The 16,546-nt window shown below is 64.5% G+C and carries 14 protein-coding genes; 4 read left to right on the forward strand and 10 right to left on the reverse strand.

The window, feature by feature from the left end:
• Positions 1 to 239 precede the first annotated feature (239 nt).
• Positions 240 to 2,180, forward strand: coding sequence for a right-handed parallel beta-helix repeat-containing protein (locus E3T51_RS01575; RefSeq protein WP_134526593.1), 1,941 nt, complete (start codon positions 240 to 242; stop codon positions 2,178 to 2,180).
• Here E3T51_RS01575 and E3T51_RS01580 read toward each other — a convergent pair.
• The 8 genes from E3T51_RS01580 to E3T51_RS01615 all read right to left on the reverse strand — a co-directional run bounded on the left by E3T51_RS01580 (position 2,158) and on the right by E3T51_RS01615 (position 11,037).
• Complete coding sequence (locus tag E3T51_RS01580) at positions 2,158 to 3,357, reverse strand: glycosyltransferase family 4 protein (RefSeq protein WP_134526596.1); 1,200 nt, start codon at positions 3,355 to 3,357, stop codon at positions 2,158 to 2,160. The genes E3T51_RS01575 and E3T51_RS01580 overlap by 23 nt on opposite strands.
• Positions 3,354 to 4,454: a polysaccharide pyruvyl transferase family protein gene (locus E3T51_RS01585; protein WP_206751168.1), complete on the reverse strand. Its 1,101-nt coding sequence runs from the start codon at positions 4,452 to 4,454 to the stop codon at positions 3,354 to 3,356. Before E3T51_RS01585 ends, E3T51_RS01580 begins: the two co-directional genes overlap by 4 nt.
• Positions 4,451 to 5,437 carry a glycosyltransferase gene (locus E3T51_RS01590; RefSeq protein WP_198417819.1) on the reverse strand — a complete coding sequence of 329 codons (987 nt, stop codon included), beginning with the start codon at positions 5,435 to 5,437 and terminating at the stop codon, positions 4,451 to 4,453. The genes E3T51_RS01585 and E3T51_RS01590 overlap by 4 nt, the downstream gene beginning before the upstream one ends.
• Positions 5,438 to 5,507: 70 nt before the next feature.
• Positions 5,508 to 7,028 carry a tyrosine-protein kinase domain-containing protein gene (locus E3T51_RS01595; RefSeq protein ID WP_134526605.1) on the reverse strand — a complete coding sequence of 507 codons (1,521 nt, stop codon included), beginning with the start codon at positions 7,026 to 7,028 and terminating at the stop codon, positions 5,508 to 5,510.
• 60 nt (positions 7,029 to 7,088) lie between these two features.
• On the reverse strand, positions 7,089 to 8,000 hold the full coding sequence (locus tag E3T51_RS01600) for an alpha/beta hydrolase (protein WP_166806346.1): 912 nt from the start codon (positions 7,998 to 8,000) through the stop codon (positions 7,089 to 7,091).
• The gene (locus tag E3T51_RS01605) at positions 7,997 to 9,052 is read right to left on the reverse strand and encodes an acyltransferase family protein (RefSeq protein ID WP_166806347.1); all 1,056 of its coding nucleotides are present in this window, start codon (positions 9,050 to 9,052) and stop codon (positions 7,997 to 7,999) included. Before E3T51_RS01605 ends, E3T51_RS01600 begins: the two co-directional genes overlap by 4 nt.
• A 50-nt stretch (positions 9,053 to 9,102) precedes the next feature.
• Entirely contained in the window at positions 9,103 to 10,113 is a 1,011-nt protein-coding gene (locus tag E3T51_RS01610) for an LCP family protein (RefSeq protein ID WP_166806348.1), read from the reverse strand.
• 156 nt (positions 10,114 to 10,269) lie between these two features.
• Entirely contained in the window at positions 10,270 to 11,037 is a 768-nt protein-coding gene (locus E3T51_RS01615; protein WP_134526617.1) for an HAD-IIB family hydrolase, read from the reverse strand.
• A gap of 155 nt (positions 11,038 to 11,192) precedes the next feature.
• Between E3T51_RS01615 and E3T51_RS01620 the strand changes: the two genes are divergently transcribed.
• A complete protein-coding gene (locus tag E3T51_RS01620) occupies positions 11,193 to 11,816 on the forward strand; it encodes a flavin reductase family protein (protein ID WP_134526619.1) in 624 nt (207 codons plus the stop codon).
• 121 nt (positions 11,817 to 11,937) lie between these two features.
• Here the strand turns inward: E3T51_RS01620 and E3T51_RS01625 are convergent, their stop codons facing one another.
• Positions 11,938 to 14,148, reverse strand: a complete 2,211-nt coding sequence (locus E3T51_RS01625) for an acyltransferase family protein (protein ID WP_134526622.1) — start codon at positions 14,146 to 14,148, stop codon at positions 11,938 to 11,940.
• Between the two features lie 286 nt (positions 14,149 to 14,434).
• On the opposite strand from E3T51_RS01625, the gene E3T51_RS01630 reads away from it, so the two are divergent.
• Positions 14,435 to 14,785 (forward strand): TFIIB-type zinc ribbon-containing protein, encoded by a 351-nt coding sequence (locus E3T51_RS01630; protein WP_134526625.1) that lies wholly within the window; start codon positions 14,435 to 14,437, stop codon positions 14,783 to 14,785.
• A gap of 98 nt (positions 14,786 to 14,883) precedes the next feature.
• A complete protein-coding gene (locus E3T51_RS01635; RefSeq protein ID WP_134526628.1) occupies positions 14,884 to 15,360 on the forward strand; it encodes a hypothetical protein in 477 nt (158 codons plus the stop codon).
• A gap of 27 nt (positions 15,361 to 15,387) precedes the next feature.
• On the opposite strand, the gene E3T51_RS01640 is transcribed toward E3T51_RS01635, so the two are convergent.
• Complete coding sequence (locus tag E3T51_RS01640; protein ID WP_134526631.1) at positions 15,388 to 16,425, reverse strand: YeiH family protein; 1,038 nt, start codon at positions 16,423 to 16,425, stop codon at positions 15,388 to 15,390.
• Positions 16,426 to 16,546: the final 121 nt, after the last annotated feature.

Consider the following 16,546-nt stretch of genomic DNA (forward strand, 5'->3'; position numbering starts at 1 on the left):
GGCCATCTCAGTTTTTTTCTCACGGTAGCTCGACCCGACGCTCACCGTGGCACGCGCGCGCACGCGACGTAGGTCCGCAGCATCCGTGTGTTTTGTGCCCACAAACCCATTTACACACGGGTAACGCGCAGCAGCTCAGACGCTAATTGACGAAGTGATCACGGCAGCACGAGCGCCAGACATCACGAAGATCACCTGCGTCAGGACCATTCGGGTTCACGGACGTAACCATCCTGTCCATGAACATCCGGAAGGTCCATATGTTGTTCCCCCGCATTGCACGACGTGCCACCATCGCGGCCGTCGCTATCGCCGCGTTGGTTCCGCTCACCGCCGTCATCCCCGTCGGCGTCGCTTCAGCCTCCGCTGCCACAGCTCCCGCCGGCACCACGGTCGTCGACAGCAACTCAGCAGAGGTGAAGTATTCCGGTATCTGGCGCACGACGGGCTCACCGTCAGACAACGGCGGATCCATCAAATTCGCCTCGACCACGTCGAGCGCTTCGCTCACCTTCACCGGTTCAACGGTGGCCTACGTCACTCGCATGACCAGCAGCTCCGGCACGAGCGTTATCACCATCGACGGCAAGACCGTCGCCACGGTCAACGGCTACTCGGCCTCGACAAAGTACCAGCAGAGCCTGTTCAGCACCTCGAGCCTCTCGGCGGGTACGCATACCATCACCGTGACCCGCACCGGCCAAAAGGATGCGCGCTCCACGGGCACCAACAGCATCGTCGACGCCTTTGTCACCCTGGCGCCTTCCGGAACGCCTGCATCGGTGCCTGCATCGGCCCCGTCGCCTGCATCGGCCCCGAGCGCCACCGCTCCCGTGGAAGCTCCGTCCGGTTCGACCACCTTCGAAGGTGACTCCGCGTCAGTCAAGTACAACGGCACCTGGCGCACGTCCGGCTCGACCAACGACTCGGGCGGCGGAGTTCAGTTCTCCACGACGGCGGGTAGCGCCTCGTTCACCTTCCAGGGATCGAGCGTCGCCTTCATCACCCGCCTCACCAGCAGCGCGGGCACAAGCACCGTCGCGATCGACGGCAAGAACGTCGCCACGGTCAACGGTTACTCAGCAACCACCGCCTACAAGCAGAACGCGTTCAGCACCACCAGCCTCTCGGCGGGTACACACACCATTACCGTGACCCGCACCGGGCAGAAAGATGCCCGGTCCACCGGTACCAGCAGCATCGTCGACGCCTTCATCGTGTCAGCCGTGCCGAGCACGGCACCGACCGCAGCTCCGATCAGTACCCACCGCTACGCTGACTGCCCCGCTGCCACCGTCAACGTGACGACGGCTAGGGAGCTCATGACGGCCGTCTCCCAGGCCCAGCCCGGAACCGTCATCAAGATGGCCCCCGGCACCTACAACGAGCAGATCAATATGACCGCGAACGGAACGGCCTCCAACCCGATCTGGGTCTGCGGACCGCGCAGCGCCGTGGTCAACGTCGGCAGCATCCAGAACAACCACGGCATCCAGGTCTCCAATTCCTCCAACCTCGTGATCGCCGGAATGACCGTCACGAACAGCCTCAAGGGCATCAGCGTCATCCGCAGCAGCAACGTCACCGTCGCGGACACGCTCGTCGACAACATCGGCTACGAAGGCATTCACCTGCGTGCCTTCACCACCGACAGCAAGGTCGTCGGCAACACGATCAAGAACACCGGCAAGCGCGACCCGTTCTACGGTGAGGGCATCTACATCGGAACCTCAGACGCCAACTGGTGCGCCCAGACCAGCTGCCAGCCCGACAAGACCGATCGCACGCTGCTCATGGCCAACAACATCAGCCTCACCGGCGCCCAGCCGATCGAGGTCAAGGAAGGCACCTCCAGCGGCATCATCCGCGACAACATTATCGACGGCGCCAGCGCCATGCCGCGCGCTGAGGAATGGGTCAAGGTCAAGGGCAACGACTGGAGCATCTACAACAACACGGGCAAGAACAGCACCATGCACGGCTTCGCGGTCAACGGGAGTGTCGCCGGCTGGGGTCTCCGCAACATCTTCTACGGCAACACCGCCCCGGTCGGCGCCGCCGGCTACGGCTTCTTCATTCACGAGCAGGGAACCAAGGGCACCAGCGGCACCAAGGTCTACTGCTCGAACACCGTCACGGCTGCCGGGTCCGGTTTCGCTAGCCAGGCCTGTATTTCCTAGCAACACGTTCTGATCGTCGGTCGAGCGCAGCCTTCCAGCTGCGCTCGACCAGCGGAAAGACGGCGGCAGCCGAATAGGCAGCCTCGAAGGCGGATCTGGCCAGCTCCGCCTTCTTTGCGCGCCAGGCGGCATCCGTCATCGCGTGTCGCAGCGCTTCTTCGAGCGAGTCGACGTCGCCGGGTTCCACGATCACCCCCACACCGTTGGCGAGCACGGCCGGCACGCCGCCGACCCGCGTCGCCACCACACAGTTCCTGCGAGCCATGGCCTCGAGAATGAACATCGGCATGGCCTCGTCGCGAGAGGGCAACACGGCGATCGCTGAACGCTCGAGCAACTTCATCAGTGCCTCATGGCTGAGCGCCCCCACGAATTCGCCGTGCACCAGCGGTACGGCAGGCAGGTCACCGATGGGGCCGGCAATCACCAGTTTCCAGAGCGGATGCTCGGCCGCGAGCCGCTGCCACGCCGCCACGAGCACGTCGACGCCCTTGCGGGTGCTGACGGCGCCACCGAATACCACGAGCGGTTCGATGTCGCGGCGCACGCCGTCGGCGACGGCGTTCGGCACGAGCACGACCCGCTCCCCCGGCACGAACTCGGCGGCCGCGTCGCGCGACTCGGCCGACAGGGTCAGCACCACGTCGGCCGCGCGTAGGACGCTTCCAACCAAACCGGGCCGTTTCTCGGCGAAATCGGTAAAAGAACTTCCGTGCAACTGAGCTATCGTGCTAAACCCGCGCGCGTGAGCGAGGGCGAGCAGCGCTCCTTCACGCGCGAAGGACCCCCCCTGCGAGAGGTGCGCAATCACGACGGTTCGCTCGGGCCGAGCCAGACGCAACACCTTCCAGAAAGCGGATACCGCAAGCACGGCCGCCCGAGCCCCGCCACTGCCATCGCGCGAGGACACCATGCGCAGGTCGAAATCGGCGAAGGAATGGGCCAGATAGCCGTTGACGACCTGACTCATGCCGCCGGCGACCTCGCCGCTGCGCCCAATGTGCACCGCTGTCAGCCGTTCGGCCGGTGACGCCGCGACAAAGGGAATAATCGGAACGAGGGCCGGCCCTGGCGTGGAGGCGGCGCGGGAGGCAGCAACCGCTGCGGCTGATGGCGGCACGATGGTGGTCGGTTCCGTCTCGATCGGGTCGGTGTCGCCCGCTTCGGCGAGGCTCACCGCGCGGACTCGCTGGTCAGCACCTGGTCAAGCAGGCGACGCACGGTGTGTAATTCCTCCTGCGCCTCGGCCAGGCCGGCCAGGATGGCCACGCGGCGGCCGAGCAGGTTCTGCAGTCGAGCAGCGATCTGCGCAGCGGTCAAGCCCGCGCTGACAATGCTCACATCGTGCAGCCCGGCGGCCGCGAAATGCCGGGCAATCTTGTCTGACTTTGCGTTGACGAGGAGCGCGGCCGGGACCGCTCCCTCGGTGAGGGCGCCCACGAGCACGTGCAGGCGGTCACTGACGGCGAGCGCCGCCCTCCGATACAAGTCACGCAATCGCTGCTCCTGCTCGTCGTGGCCGGTGCCGTTCCAGCGCAGCGCCTGGCCACCGAGGTCGGCGGCCAGCTGACCACACTTGTTGTCATCGCGCAGAACCTGGGTGACACACCAGATTTGCAAGCCATTGTCGGCCGCGACGGCGCGCACCCCGGCGAGCCAGGCGACGCTCGGGTACTCGAGGTCGGAGCGCATCGACACCACGAGCACGTCGCGGCGCGCTGTGCCGCTTGAATCGGCACCGCTGCTGGCACCTGCGAAGGCCAGGTCGGGCATGATGCTGCCCCGGCCGAGATACCCGGCCGTGGCAGCGTCCCGCCACAACGACACGTTCGACAGCGCGATCGAGGGTCCCATCAGCGCACGCGGCAGCGGCGCGAAGTTGCGGCTGCCCACACCAACCCGGGCGACTCGGCCGTGCCGGGCGCGCACGAGTGCGAGCACCGGCAGCATGGCGAGGTGCTCTTTCATGCCGACCAGGGTCAGTTGAATCTCGCCGGGTTTGAAGACGTACGAGGCCTGGCCGCGGGCCGCGCTGCGAAGCGCCGCCGCGTACCAGCGCCGAAACGAACGATATTGCACGTCGCCCGAGGTGAGGCCGAGCCCCTCGGCATACCCGTCGGGTGCCTCGCCGACATAGACGTGCAGCGGGCCGCTCCCCCGTAGCCAGTCGAGCAATTGGCGACGCAGCAAAATGTCGCCGATGTTGTCATATTGGCCGCGAGCGGGGACAAATATTTCGCGTACCATCCGCTCGGCAGGTGCCCTCTGACTCATCGGTCGCTGGGCAGCGGAATGCGCACGCCGGTGTCGATGGCACGGCCGGCAGCGAAGCGGATGACGTCAGCCGTCAGGTCGGGCGAGTCAACGGCCTTGGCAATACCGAGGTATTCGGCGAGCTCCGCGATCTGCATCTGGTGGTCATCAACGTGTTCGCCGCGGTGCTTGCGTCGGGTCACGATTACCGGAAAAATGCCCAGCTCGAGCAGCCCCATAAAGGTACCGACACCGGCGTGGGTGATCACGACGTCGGAGTTCAGGGCGACGGCCACGAACTGCGCGGTCGGCATCATCTGGTGTACCTGGCCGGGGAGATCGATGCGGTCGGTGGTGAAACCGAGTTGCCAAACGGTGCGCTCGTCGGCCAGACCACTCGCCAGCACGGAATCGACGAGGGAATCGAAACGGTACCCCTCGATGGTACCGAGTGTCACGAACAGACTGGGGCGTACCGGTGCGGCCCGAACCAACGAATGGTACGTGGACAGCACGCTGGGGTGCGTTCGCCAGCGGTTGGTCGCCCAGGCCGGATGCTGGGTGCGCACGCTGACCAGACGGCTGGCGGCGAGCATCCGCCCGCTGAGTGACGGCCCCTCGACACGGGAGACGCTCTCGATATACAGGCTCGGCACGCCGCTGATGGCGGCCTGCGGGAGCGCCGCAACGGCGAGACCGGCGCCGGTACTCACGGCCCCCTCAAAAATTTCGTGTTTGAGCACCCGGCGAACGATGCCGGCCGCGCGCATCATGCCGAGGTAATCGCGCGGACGCACGTACGGCACATGGATGCGCCGCTGGCCGGCCAACAGCGACCGGCTCTGCACGGAATCAAAGGTGACCCAGAGAGAACTGGGCGAGGCACCGAGCCCCGGCGCGAGCCGCACCAGCTGGGCCAGGTGCCCTCCGGTGGAAGCGACGAGCAGAAGCTTTCGTTGCGGGGAGGGCGACGAATCGATCGGGTTGAACGAGTGCACGGACACTGAGGCTCCCTTCGGGTAAAGCCCTTGCAGAACTGCTTCGAACATGCCTAAACGCAATGGAACGCTGGGCCTACCAGGTGACGCGGGTGGCGGTGGCTGATGGGGCAGACTCACTGTCAGGCGGGGTCGAATGACTCGAGTCGTTCTTGTCCGCGTCGGTCGCTGGGGTGGCACGAGGCGCCGGGCGGGAAGAGGCCGCGAAGCCGCCGTCACGCACGAGGGCATCGGGACCGCGGGTGGGAACCATAGCCAGCACTACGCCGAGGGGCGTCGTGCCGACAGCTTTCAGCGCGTCGAAGGCGGCCAGCAGTTCGGGCTCGCGCACCCGATTAGCGCCGACGACGAGAATGGTGCCGCCGGTCCAGCGACTCAGCACGGCTGCGTCCGTCACCGCAAGCACCGACGGGGCGTCGAGGAGCACGTAGTCGTAACTGCTGCTCAGCACATCGAGCACCGTGCCCATGGCTGTCGATCCGAGCAGTTCGCTCGGGTTAGTGGGGATCTTGCCCGACGACAGCACGGTGAGCGGATGCTCCGCGCCCCACGATTGCAGGGATTCCTTGAGCTGCACGTCGCCGCGGAGCACGTCGGTCAGTCCATGATCGGCGTCGAGTCCGAGGTAGTCGGCCAGCCGGGGCGTGCGCAGGTCGGCGTCGATGACGGCAACCGTCGCGCCACTCTCGGCCAGCACGATCGCGAGATTGACGAGCGTGGTTGTCTTCCCCTCGCCCGAAACGGAAGAGGTTACAACGAGGCTGCGGCGGCCAGTGTCGGCGTCGGCGAACTCAAGGTTGGTGCGCAGCACCCGGAAGGCCTCGGCGCGGGCGGTGGACGCACCGTCGGGCGAGATGATCGCATTACCGCGGGCTTCCAGCGGGATACCACCGAGCACAGGAACGACGGTCAATCGCTCGATGTCGTCGCGGTTGTAGATGCGACGGTCAAGCAACCCGAGGATCAGTGCGGTGAGCAGTCCGCCCAGAAGACCGATGAACAACCCGACGGCGAGGTTGAGGTAGAGCTGGGGCAGCGCGGGGTTGTTGGGGGCGACCGCGGGGTCGAGCACGCCTACTGTCACCGGGCTAGCACCCCCATCGGCGGGCTTTTCCAGCTGGTTGATGACAACGTCGGTGAAACTCTCCGACACGGCCTGCGCGAGCTGCTGGGCGGCATCCGCTGTGGAGGCGAGAGCGCTGAGTTCGATAACGGCCGAGCCGGGCTGGGTCGTGGCCGTGATCCGCTCGGCCAGGTCAACCGCACTCTCATTGAGTCCGAGTCTGGCGATCACCGGGTCGAGCACGCGGGGGCTCGTGGCGACGTCGAGGTAGTACGGCAGCTTCTGCACTACGAAGTTATTGCCCTGTACCAGGTCGCCGGGAGTTGACCCGTTTTGAATCTGCGTGGCGACGAATACGCGGGTGGAGGCCTGGTACTGCACGGGGGTGAGCAGCGCGGCGGCTGCTCCACCGACCACGCCGAGCAGGGTGAAAGCAACGATGAGAATCCATCGCTTTCGGAGTATTCGAACCAGCCGCTTCAGTTCCATGAGCACTTCTCCCCGCATAATCGACGCGTCGTGCTTCGGGTGCACGACGACAAGATCCTATGTTGGCATAAAAATCCTCACTTATGGACGGTCAGACTTGAGGTTTTAATCAGTCCGTCTTGCGGAGTCGACTAAATTTTCGATCAGAAACTGACGAATCCTCATTCTTGTGGCCTCGTCGAGGAGTTCCAATGCGTGTCTTTTACCGGCTTTCACGTCTAGGGTGACGGGCACACCGACCCTTTTAAGCGCTAACGCCATGGCTTTGCCCTGTTCCACGGGAACCAGCTCTTTTTCTGAAATGGCGATGTAAAACGCCGGGTCGGTCTTGTCCACGGCGTACAACGGCGACGCCTCGCGGGAATTTGAACAGTCGGTGAAGTCGGAGCAGCCGAGGTATTGCAGAATGGAGTCAATCGCCGTTTTTGACGGGTCACCAAGCAGGAGGCCGTTTTCGGTGAGGTCGACCGCCGGAGACATCGCCACGACCGCCGCGACCCGACCGTCGCCAGTGAGGCTGCCCGTGCCCTTGGTGCCGATCGAGGAGGCGATGATCGCGCCCGCGGAGCTTCCAAACAGTCCGATACGTTCGGGGTCGATGCCGAATTCCGCGACCTGAGCGCTCTCCCGAAGCCAGGCGAGCGCGTCGGTGACATCGTTCACCTGTGCCGGGTAGGCAAATTCGGGCGCCAGGCGGTAATCCACCGAAAAGGCGGCTATACCCCCGTCGGCCAGCTCCGAGCAGAGCGCGTTCATACCGCCGAAGTCTTTGGTACCGCTGTCGAAGCCGCCGCCGTGAATGAGGATCATGGCGGCTGTGGGAGCTTGGGAACTCTTGGGCAGGCAGGCGTTCAGCAGCAGCTTCTGACCGCTTACCGTGCCGTACTGCAGGTCGTTCTGCAGCACGACCGAGTCGCTGTGCGTACGCGCGACGGGCGTGGTGGCAGCGCATCCGCTCAGCACAAGACCTACAGCGAGCAAACCAACGCATGCCTCGAGCGCACGACATTTTTTCACAGCAGGTCGCCGTTTGAATGAGCCCGACGCGGGACCGACTTGGCCTGGCGTTTGCGGAACGGACTGACCCAGAGGAACGAGAACCGACGCAGGAGCTTGGCCAGGTAGAGCGAGGCGACGAGCACAATGGCGGCGAGCAGGAACGGCAGGGCATTCCCGGCACGTTCGAGCCAGGGGGACTCTGCGAATGGTGCCAGGAGCGCAAGGGCGCTGGCCACGAGAAACAGGTGCAGTAGATAGATTTGAAAGCTGTATTGGCCGAGCGTGCTCATAAAGTTCAACCATCTCACTCGAACCAGCAGGGTGGCCAGGGTGACGCCCATCGCGACGGCAACCATGCTTTCGAGCAGGATCAACCCCGGAACGCGGGAGAGATGAAGCGGTACGAGCAGCACGGCGAGGCCGACGTAGGCAGCGACGAGCACAGTCGCGTGCCAGACGCGCACGCGGGCGGCCAGGCGATAAATGGCGTGGGGAAAGTAGACGGCGGTGATGAAGAAGATGAAGTTGGCGGCGACGCGGTCCCAGCCGACGTTGTCGAGGTCGAGCACTCCCGGCGTTGTCGAGAGCATCGCGACGACGCCGGCGAGAAGGAGTTGCAAACTGATCGGCAGCTTACGAAGAAGCCAGGCAAGCAGGGTGAAGATGGCCAGAGCCCAGATGAACCAGTAGCTGCTGGTGGGCCAAACCGGCAGCAGGACAAGATTGAGCAGGTCGGTCGGGGACCGCTCGGTGCCGCGCAGGTGCGGCACGACGAGGTAGAACACGACCCGGATGACAGACCAGAGCAGGTATAAATACACGAGCACGAGCAAGCGCCGACGCCAGAGGTCCTTCAGATTCCAAGTGAGCATACGCCGCGCGGTGAGTCCGGCGATGAAGAAGAAAACCGGCATGGGAAAGTAGCTCAGCAGGAGGCGCAACCGTGGGGTGCTGCCGGCCAGGCCGAGGTCGTTCAGGAATAACGACGAGTGGTAGAGCACGACGAGAATAATCGCCGCACCCTTGGCGAAGTTGATCCACTCGCGGTTCTCGGTCTGTATCTCTTTCACAAGCGAAATGTACACGAGAAAAACTCAGGATGGTATCGCAGCCGGTATTTTTAGGGTCGATAGTCTGCGAGTGTGTCGGTCTGGAAAGCCTGCTGCAGGGGTGCCAGCGCGCCTCTATCGACATGGACGAAGGACTGCCCATCGTCGGATATTCCAGTGCCGCTGGTGGGCAGAGTGAAAAATGTGAGGTCACTGCCCTGCAGGTCCCGAAGTTGCAGTTCGAGGCCGGCCAGGAGGGCGAAGTCGAGGCCGTCGTCCACTGCAATCCACGGGGTGACCGCGGTGATCAGGTCAACTACGGTAGCGGGGTTGGTCACGGTGCGGGAGCTCATGACGGTGCTCAGCATGGCCTTGAAGAAACGCTGTTGGTTGCGCACCCGGGTAAAGTCACCGTCGGCGAAGGCGTAGCGCTCGCGCGAGTAGGCCAGCGCCTCGGTACCGGTCACGACCTGCTTGCCGACGGCGAAGGTGTGTCCCTTGATCTTGGAAGACTCAAACTCGACCGGGTTGTCTATTTCGACGCCGCCGAGGGCATCCGTTATGGCCTGGAAGCCCTCAAAATCAATTACGGCGACATGGTCGATGCGGGTCTTGATCAAGCTTTCCACGGTCTGGACAGCGAGCGGCACCCCACCCCAGGAGAGCGCGGCGTTGATTTTGGACTGGCCGCGGCCGGGAATCTCCACCCAGCTGTCACGCATGATCGACATGACCCAGACCCCTTCATGATCGGCCGGAATATGTACAACCATGATCACGTCGGAGCGCTGGCCGGTGAGGTCGCTAATCGAGGCATTGTGCACGCCGCGGCTGTCAGAGCCGAGCACGAGAATGTTCCGGGCCTCGGCGGCTACCCCGGTGCTTGGAGCCGGACGCAAGCTCGCTGGCGGAAATACCTGGTCGATGGTCGCGACCTGGTCGTCGAAGGATCGGCTGAGTTTGTAGGCACCGACCCCGCCCGCTCCGGCACCGATAAGCACGAGGGAGAGCAGGCTGACGAGGGTGAGATGCCAGGCTTTTTTGCGTCGCGACTTTTTCTGGTGCCGGAGTGCGCTCTGCACGGTACAGCCTCCTGATGCCGCTTTTGGGAGCGGTGAGCACACCGTAGGCCGGTCACCCATTCAGCGGAATAGGGTACCTACCAGTCAGCCTCGAACTGGGGGTAAAAGCACTGCGGTGGCGGACAGGAAAAGGTGTCAGGTACGGGGGCTCAGCGGTCAGACGGTGACGTAGCGCGGAACCAGGTCTTCAAGCAGGGCGGCAGTGTCGGGCCAGCCTTCGACGGCGATGCATTCGACGCCGAGAACCTTGACCGGGTAGTCGTTGCCGTTCTCATCGAGGCGGTCACCGACAAACAGCATGTCGTCCAGATCGACACCGGTCAGGGTGGCCAGGCGCTTCATTCCGTAAGCCTTGTCGATGCCCTGTCGGGTGATGTCAACGGAGGTCGATCCGCCGGAGCGCACCTCAAGGTCGGGCAACAGCGCCTGCACGGCGCTCCGAAGGGCATTCTTCTTCTCACCGGTCGGGTCCCAGGCGATTTTGGAGGCGATCGGAGCCGCCTGGCCGAGCGCGGAGAAAGTGATCTGCGAGCCGCGATCTTCGAGGATCGGTCCCCAGGGGTCGCTTTCCCAGAAGCCGAGGTCGCGAGCGGTCTGCTCGACGGCTTCGAGTGCGCGAGTTTTCTGGTCCGCACTGAGGTTCTCGGCGTAGACCTGGCTCCAGCCCTGCGAGTCGCTGCGGTAGTACTGGGTGCCGCAGGTCGGCATGAGGTGCAGCCGGGCGAGTTTCTCCGGGCTGATCTCGGGCAGATTGTCAATGATCTGCGCCTGGAATTGCCCAAACTGGCCGCCGGAGATGACGCAGACCTCGGTGACGCCCAGCAGCTTGACCAGCAGGTCAATCATGATCGGGTCGAGCGCGGACTTGGACGGCGCGAGCGTATCGTCGAGGTCGAAGGCCACCAGGCGGGGAAGAATAGGCATCAGCCCACTCTATCGGCGCGGGCAGCCGGGAGCTGCTGCCGGGCGGATGGACGGCTTATTCGGAGTGTTCGTGTCGGCGGATGCGCTCACGTCGCAATGCCTGCCCGCAGTGACCCGCTGGCCCGAATGGCAACGCGAGTTGTTAGCCTGAGCGGGTGCGTACTAACTTTGACCCCCGGAATTTGCCGCGTCACGACTTCTACCGCCTGCTGAATTCGCTCGTGGTGCCGCGGCCAATCGCGTGGGTGTCGAGCCGGTCGGCGGCGGGTGTCGACAACCTGGCGCCGCATTCATTTTTCACCGTGGCATCCGTTTCGCCGGCCATCGTTCAGTTCACCTCGGTGGGGGTGAAGGACACCGTGCGCAACATTCTGGCGACCGGAGATTTCGTGGTGAATTTCACGCCGGAGTCGTTGTTCGAAGAGGTCAACGCAACCGCCACTGACTTCGGGCCGGCGGAGAGCGAGTTCGACCGCGCCGGACTCACCAGGGAGCCCAGCGTAACCGTCGCCTCCATGCGGGTGGCCGAGTCCCCGGCGGCGATCGAGTGCCGCCTGCATTCCACGCTGGAGCTGGGCGATTGCACGCTCGTGTTTGGCGAGGTCACGCACATCGCGGTGTCATCGACGGTGCTGGACGGGGAGCATCCGCTCATTGAGCAGCTGCGCCCGTTGTCACGCCTGGGCCTCGACGAATGGGGAACCATCGGCGAGGTCAAGACGATCCGGCGAATCCGTGCGAACGACTGGCCCCGCGAATTTCGGCCGAGAGAGCGCTGAGCATTGCGCCCGAAGCGCATGATCACGCCGGGTCCAGCTGGCCGCTGCGCCGGTTATTGGAGCAGGCACCCCAACCGGGCGCGGCAAGTGCCACGTCAAGCGGATGCGCCGTTCGCTCCGGCTAGGCGGCCGGCGTAAACAGTGCCTCGGCGAGCAGCGGACCGAGCTGGGCGCTCGCCTCGCGCACGAAGTGCTGTCCGTCGAAAAACACCGGCGTGTTGTCGATGAACGCCGGGCAACCCTCGTCGACGCAGAGCCACGGAAGGATGTCCACGTACTGGGCGAAGTCACCGAATTGCTCGATCGCGTCTTGCTCGCTCGCAATGACCTTTTGGTAGAGGCTCGACGGGCTGTAGGCGCAATCTCCGGGGGTGCTCGTGAGGGTCTTGCACTCGGCGAACGGAGTGCTGGCCGGCGGCGGCGATAGCACAGCGACATGCTCGGTCGATCCCTGCAACGCCGTGAGCGTGTCGGCGGTCGCGACCTGCCACTCGGTGAGGGCTGCTGCTCCTTCGTTGCCGCTGGCGAGGCGCACGATGGATCCGGCCAGGCTCGACATGATGACGAGGTCGGGCGAGAGTCGGGCTACCTCGGCGTAGACCCAGGCATGGTGGTCGTCGCATTTGGCGGCCGAGGCGTCGGAGGCGCTCTTGGCGGCGACCGAGATGTTCACGGCCGGGCAGGAGAACATGGTCAGGGACCGCACGTTGTAGCCGAGCGGTTCGAGGGCGGAACGAATCGCGGGCATGTAACTTATTGCCATGGAATCGCCAAGAAGCACCGCCGTTTTGGTCGCCGCCGGATCGCCGTAGAGACAGTCGGCGGCGTTCTTCTCGCTGACTGAAAGACAGTCGTCGTCGACCCATTCCGGGGCTCCGGAGTTGTCGCCGAGCGCATCGAAAGCCGGGGTGGTCTCTGGCCAGGCCGTTGCAGCGAGAGCCGCAGCGATGGTGGCCTGCCGAGCGGCCAGCAGGGTGGCTGGCTCGGTGGTCGTCTTCACTCCCGGGTCGGCTACCGCTCCGAGCGGGGCTGAATTCGCGGACGGCCCGGATGGCGTGCCGCCCCTCAGTGCGATAAACGAGACAGAGACGAGAACGAGAGCCACGATCACGAGGGCACCGATCCAAGCCTGGGCCGGGCTGATCCCGGTGCTGTGCTGGGGGGCAGGACGGCGCATCCGTTCTCGCTTTCGGGTGAGGGAGTTTTCGAGCCAGAGTGAGTGACGAATGGGGTCTTCAACGTAGTGAAAGGAAAACACCGAGAGGGCGACCATGAGAAGGGCTGCGAGCGGCAGGTAGAGCGGCGAATCCGCGGCGAAAATGGTGGCGAGCAGAATCATGACCGGAAAGTGCCAGAGATAGAGGGAGTAGGAGATCTTGCCGACATAGCGACTGACGGGGTTGGTCAGGGGGAACAACAGGCGCTGCTCAGGCTGCCCGATGCCTGCGGCGATCACGAGGGCAGCTCCCGCGACGGGTAGCAGGCCCCAGGGCGCTGGAAACGGTGAATCCCTGCTGATCAGCACGAGGCTGGCGACGATGAGGGCGAGGCCGAGCCAGGCGATCGGGGGGCGCACGCGTAGAGGCAGCTTCGCCAGGCCGGGCGCGGCGGCGGCCACGAATGCGCCGATTCCAAGCTCCCAGGCGCGGGCTCCGGTGGAGAAGTAGGCGATGGCGGGGCTCGTCGAGGTTTCGAAAAAGCTCCAGGCCAGGAAGGCGAGGGTGATGACGCCGGTGGTCGCAGCGACGAGCGTGATGAGTGCCCCTGCGCTCAGCGTGCGGCGGCCGGCGAGGGCGAAGATGACGAGAAGCAGGAACGGCCAGACGAAGTAGAACTGTTCTTCCACCGCGAGCGACCAGTAGTGCTGCAGCGGGGAAACGGCGTTGGTAGCCTGCAGGTAGTCGGTGCCGACTGCGGCGAAGTGCCAGTTGGCCACGAACAGTGCCGAGTAGATTCCATCCCACAGGGTACTGAGGGCACGGGCGCTCGGAAGCACCAGAAATCCGACCGCCACGGTGACGACCAGCACGAGCAGTGAGACCGGCAGGATGCGCCGGATGCGCCGGCGATAGAAATCGACCAGGGAGATGCGGCCCGTTCGTGCATGCTCCTTGAGCAGGAGGCTGGTGATCAGAAAACCGGAGATCACGAAGAAGATGTCGACACCGATGAATCCGCCGGATGGCCAGCCGAGCAGATGGTCGAAAATGACCACGACCACGGCGACCGCGCGCAGTCCTTCGATGTCGCCGCGGAAGGAGCGGGTGGCGGATTTGCTGCCAGAGCGGTCGGCTGCGCGCTCGCGCCGCTCCGCGGTGGACTGAACGGACATGTATAGCCTCCGACTCGGGTTTCGGAACTGGTGCGTATGCGGCCCGACTTTCGGGCATGCCCTGCGATTATGACGTAATCTCAGCTACCGGGGCAAACACGTCGATAAACTTCTACTGCTCCAGACGAAAGTTGCCTCGAAGGCTGCGCCGCCACGACGAGTCCCGCCGATAAACGTCCCGGGTACCGCGCTGGGTGCCGTTCCGCTCGTGCACTCGCACCCGCTCTCAGCAAGAGCCGGTGTTCACTGTTTAGGGTTGAAGACCGACCTGTTCTGGAGGACTTCTATGAAATGCCCAACCGACTCCGCCACCCTCGTGATGAGCGAACGCAGCGGCGTAGAAATTGACTACTGCCCGGAATGCCGCGGCGTCTGGCTCGACCGCGGTGAGCTTGACAAGATCATTGATCGCGCCGAAAAGGAATTTGCCGCTGCGGCGCCGGCTGCCACCGCGGCACCGGTGGTTGTCGCTGTACCCCAGCAACAGCAGTATCCGGATGCCCGCACCCGGGCTCCGCAGTATGGCGAGCGCAACAACGACCGCGACCGCGGGTATGACCGAGACCGCGATCGCGACAGTCGGGATGGTTATCGCCCGAAAAAGAAGGAAAGCTGGCTCGGAGACCTTTTCGGCTAAATCCCGAAGAATTGGAGTTTGTCGATGACTTGGAACGATGCTCAAGTCAGTGCTGAACCAACTTCACCCGGTGGCTCGGCGTGTTCGCTGGGGGCAGCGTGACCGCAGCATTTGCGGTCACGCTCGCCGGGGTATCCGTTCTCATTCTGCTGGCGCGGCCGTTGCTGCCTCAGCTTCCCCTGGCCGGGCGCTCGGTCAGGCTGTCGTGGGCAGACGCTGTTCTGTTCCTTGGCGGCATTGTCGGTCTGGCATTCCATTGCTCCGCCATGTTTTATCGATCACTGTTTGACGGGATCAGGCCGCTGGGCCCCCTGGTGGACATGGTCAACGAGATGAATGCTGCGAGCATCATCCTGTTCGTTGTCCCGGCGCTGCTGGTGTTGATCGGCGTGCGCCGACACTATCGGGTGGCGCTGGCGGTGCTGGCGCTGACCCTGCTCTCGGTCGGGATCACCATGTATGCGGGGAGTCCGCTGAACGTGCATCTTGGCGCCATTTTTGTCGCTGTCGTCGCTCTCGCAGGCCATGTTGCGCTCTTCGTCAGACCGCCGTGGCAACGGGCCGCGAAACCGTAGCGGGCGCGAGCACACCGGGCTCCCCGGTCAGGACAGGTGCACGGCCCCCAGGGCGAGCGCTGCGATCAGTACCCACGACAGCAGCCCGACAGCGAGCGGCCGGCCACCCGTGCGCAGTAGCGTACTGAGGTTGACGGCCGTTCCGAGGGCAAAGAGTGCCATCGCCAGCAAGCCGGTCTGAAGAACCTCGGCGGCATCCAGCACGGGCACGGGCAGGGGAATCAACGTGCGCACCAGCATTGCCACGATGAATCCAGCGACGAAAAGCGGAACGATGGGCGGGCGCTTCGCCACACCCCTTTGAGTATCAGGGCTCTCCGCAGTGGCCATGAGGGCGGTATCCGCTTGTGCAATATCGCGCCCCGCTTGCCGGTGGCGTTCCACGACCGACGCAACCGCGACGATCGGGGCGAGCATGAGTACCCGAGTGAGTTTGACGACGAGGGCCACGGCGAGTGCGGATGATCCGGCGATTTGCGCGGTCGCCACGACCTGGCCGACATCGTGCACACCGGCCCCGACCCAGTGACCGTATTGCAGTGCGCTCAAGCCGAGCGGATGCCACAGCAACGGCAACACGGCAATGGCGAGGGTTCCGCACAGGGTCACCAAGGCGATCGGAGTGGCCGTCTCTTCGTCTTTGGCCTTGACGACGCCGCTCATGGCGCCGATCGCCGAGGCGCCGCAGATGCTGAATCCGGTGGCGATGAGCAGGGGTTGGTGCCCGGGCAGGTCGAACCAGCGGCCGAGGCCGAGAGTGCCGGCGAAGGTGAGCAGCACGATTGCGACGGTGGTGGCAATCGTCACCCAGCCGAGCGCGGCGATGTCGACGAGGCTGAGTTTAAGACCGAGCAGCACGATGCCCAGCTGCATGAATGATTTGGCGGCGACGGACAGGCCGGGCGCGAGAGCGCCGGTGAGCGCCGGGCGCGCGGCGAGGATCTGGCCGACGACGATTCCGAGCACGACGGCGGTCGTGAGCAGGGGGATGCCCGGTATGGCGAGGTGCACGCCCCAGGCCGCGGTTGCGGCGAGGGCCGCGACGAGCATTCCCCGAAGCCACATTGGTACGAGTCTAGGCGGGGCGGGCCCCGAACCTTGATCGGCATCCGGGAATGCCCGGGCCCATGTTGTGAACGTGGGCCCAGCTTCTAGGCTGGGCCCACGTTCATAAGGTGGGCCCGGT

The organism is Cryobacterium serini (genome assembly GCF_004404025.1).
GTDB classification, from domain to species: Bacteria; Actinomycetota; Actinomycetes; order Actinomycetales; family Microbacteriaceae; genus Cryobacterium; species Cryobacterium serini.